The following is a 2551-nucleotide window of genomic DNA, read 5'->3' as shown; positions in this document are numbered from 1 at the left end:
ACCGCGCGTGACCCCGGACAGAAGATCGTCATACTCGTCCTCGCTTTCGCCCTGGATGAGCGGCCGCTGGGCAAAGAGGGAGCCGAGGTCGCGGGGAAAGACGCGGAGATCGGAGGCGGGGCGGGAGTTATCGCGAGGCGGCGGGAGGGGAGCGGAGGACGATTGGCTGGACATTACGCAACACACATCTTCGTCAGTTAGTGAACGCAACTCACCGCTCAATGCACAGGGCTACCGATGCGGCGGACGCGGCAGAGCCGTGCCCATTCTCCGTTTAGAACGCATCGTGAACAAAAAAGTTGCATCGCATTCTGCCGTGATGCCTTTCCCGAGCGGCGCCACGTAATTTCTGAGCGCATGCACGATGCCGACGATGAAGGAGTTGCGGATGGCTCTCGATCGCAAGATGCGCGCGCGGACGCGGTGGGGCGAGGAGGAGCTTCGCTAGGTTGGATCGCCTCTGCCGTACCGACCTCACTCATCGTTTTCAGCGCGTGATTGATCTGACTGCGGCGAACTGAAGATGGGGTGGAGCAAGCGGACGCCAGGTCCACTCCCGTTCTCGGGGATGAATTCGATCCCGGCGGATTCTAGCGCACGGCGAAGAGCTTGAAGCGTAAGCCCATGGGCATTGATAGGACCAGGTTTGCTCTCCAGTCGCTTTATCGTTGGAAGCGATACACCGGATGCCGAAGCCAGATCCTTTTGCTCCCAACGAAGTAGGGCGCGCGCGGCGCGGATCTGCTCACTAAACAGTAGCTTCAAAATCAATCCCCTGAGTAGCTTTTGATACCTCAGGTATTGACAAGCCGAGCCAAAGTGATACCTTAGGTATTATTTCCATCGAGGCTCAGCTATGTCCTACAACTGCCAAATACTCTGGCTCTCTGCTCGAGGAGACGTTTGTCACAAGAGAACCCCACGCCAATCTGATTTAGCTCTTCTAGCTCATCCCCTCCCGTTGGCTACGGTCCACGATGTGCTCCGGGCTGTAGAGGATCCACCTCTCCGGGACCGAAGCAACTTGCGTGGCCATCGCGCGTTCGTTCCGAAGCGTTTGCACTCGTCGGAAATCAACGGTGCTCGTTCTGAAGCGCTGTCCTCCTTGGATCATCTCAGGGAGCAAGTCCGATGACAGAAGCACCCCGTGGACGCGGCTTTGACGCACAAGCCCGTTCCTCACGCGCCTCAGACCGCGCGGGCACACCCACTGTCGCCTCCCTCGGCCTACAGGTGCGCCTCATCCCCATCGATCAGCACCGAGAGCGGGAACTCGAACGGCTGATCGCCTCCTGTGAAATCCTGCGGACTGAATGTGAGCGCCTGTTCCGTCGCACGATTGAGTTACTCTATGAGGAACGCTGTCGAGTTCAGGACAGCGACGGCCCCTCTTCATCACTTGATCTGTGATGGAGGTTCCTCATGCCGTTCTCGGAGATCGAGGATGTGGGCACGACGGCTCGCCGGAAACTCACGCCGCGCCGGAGGCTCCAGGTGTGGGAGAAGACAAGCGGCACATGCGTCCTCTGCGAGCGCCGGATCGATGGTGTGCGGGAGCGTTGGATTGTCGAGCACATTCGCGCTCTTGAACTCGGAGGCGAGGATGATCTTGCGAACATGGGACCGGCGCATGAGGCTTGTGCGTTGGTCAAGACCCGGAATGATCATCGGCAAACCGCGCAGGCCAAACGCCAGAAGATCCAGCACATTGGTGCCGGCATATCGAAGAGGCCTCTGCCGTTTGGAAAGACGAGTCCTTGGAAGCGGAAGCTGTCGGGTGAGATCATCCCCCGGTGATCGTCGTAAACGAGGTGGTGATCGCATGGAGGTCTGATGGATCCGCTCTCTCCCACCGGCCTCTATATTCCCGTCGATACTGCGCTCGCCACCCTTGATCTCCAAGAGAAGGTCCGCCGGCTCGAGCGCACCGTCGCCCGCGCACGCGACTGCCTCACGCACCTGCGCACCAGTCCGACGCTCGGCAAACGCGATCGGGATTGGCTTGAGCGTGCTCTGATCGAGCTCGGCCTTGGTCCCGAAGACCTCAAGACAGCGTGCACGAGTGCTGCGAGCATGACCGGGAGACGGTCCTAGCTGGTTCTGGAATGTCGGCCGGTTGTGGCCTTTGGGCCCACGCTCAACTACCCTGCCCCGAGCCCCCCGGATCGAGAGGATAAGGCAGTCAGCTGACGGTGATCTGGTGAGCCGAGAGGCCGAGGTCCAGGCCGAGCAGGTCAGAGCCGCGTTCGAGCAGATCCCGGTCGCCGCAGTTGTGACAGCAGCAAACGCGTTCCTTATGGCGGGTGTTCTTGTCGCGGCTGGGCAGGGGCGCGGGGCCTATGCGCGGTTGGCCCTGTCCGTTCTCGGGCAAGAGCGGAGGCTACCGCCTCATCACCTTTTCACAGGGCTGGACCTGCCGCTGTTCCTGATTACCGTTTTCGGCAAGGGCGAGCATTCCGATCTGACGCAGAAAGAGCGCATCGCCCTGGCCGGTCTGACGAAACCGATTGCCGAGGGGTATCGAGGCAGGGTCTCGAAGCTTCCTCGCCGC

Annotated in this window: 4 protein-coding genes and 1 pseudogene; 4 read left to right on the top strand and 1 reads right to left on the bottom strand. The window is 60.6% G+C overall.

Features of this window, described 5'->3' with window-relative positions:
- Window positions 1-474: 474 nt before the first annotated feature.
- Entirely contained in the window at window positions 475-765 is a 291-nt protein-coding gene (locus BN1233_RS49615) for a helix-turn-helix domain-containing protein (protein WP_046863928.1), read from the bottom strand.
- Between the two features lie 366 nt (window positions 766-1131).
- Between BN1233_RS49615 and BN1233_RS46805 the strand changes: the two genes are divergently transcribed.
- The 4 genes and pseudogenes from BN1233_RS46805 to BN1233_RS48300 all read left to right on the top strand — a co-directional run.
- Window positions 1132-1410 carry a hypothetical protein gene (locus BN1233_RS46805; protein ID WP_147707150.1) on the top strand — a complete coding sequence of 93 codons (279 nt, stop codon included), beginning with the start codon at window positions 1132-1134 and terminating at the stop codon, window positions 1408-1410.
- Window positions 1411-1422: 12 nt separating this feature from the next.
- The gene (locus BN1233_RS11125) at window positions 1423-1797 is read left to right on the top strand and encodes an HNH endonuclease (protein ID WP_046863594.1); all 375 of its coding nucleotides are present in this window, start codon (window positions 1423-1425) and stop codon (window positions 1795-1797) included.
- A gap of 36 nt (window positions 1798-1833) precedes the next feature.
- Entirely contained in the window at window positions 1834-2094 is a 261-nt protein-coding gene (locus BN1233_RS11120; RefSeq protein WP_046863593.1) for a hypothetical protein, read from the top strand.
- Window positions 2095-2200: 106 nt separating this feature from the next.
- Window positions 2201-2551, top strand: a pseudogene (locus tag BN1233_RS48300) (hypothetical protein); the annotation flags it as partial.

Origin of the sequence: Microvirga massiliensis (assembly GCF_001006805.1) — a bacterium.
GTDB classification, from domain to species: domain Bacteria; phylum Pseudomonadota; class Alphaproteobacteria; order Rhizobiales; family Beijerinckiaceae; genus Microvirga; species Microvirga massiliensis.
Note: the sequence above shows the minus strand (reverse complement) of the source record. Positions and strands in the feature narration are given on the sequence as shown.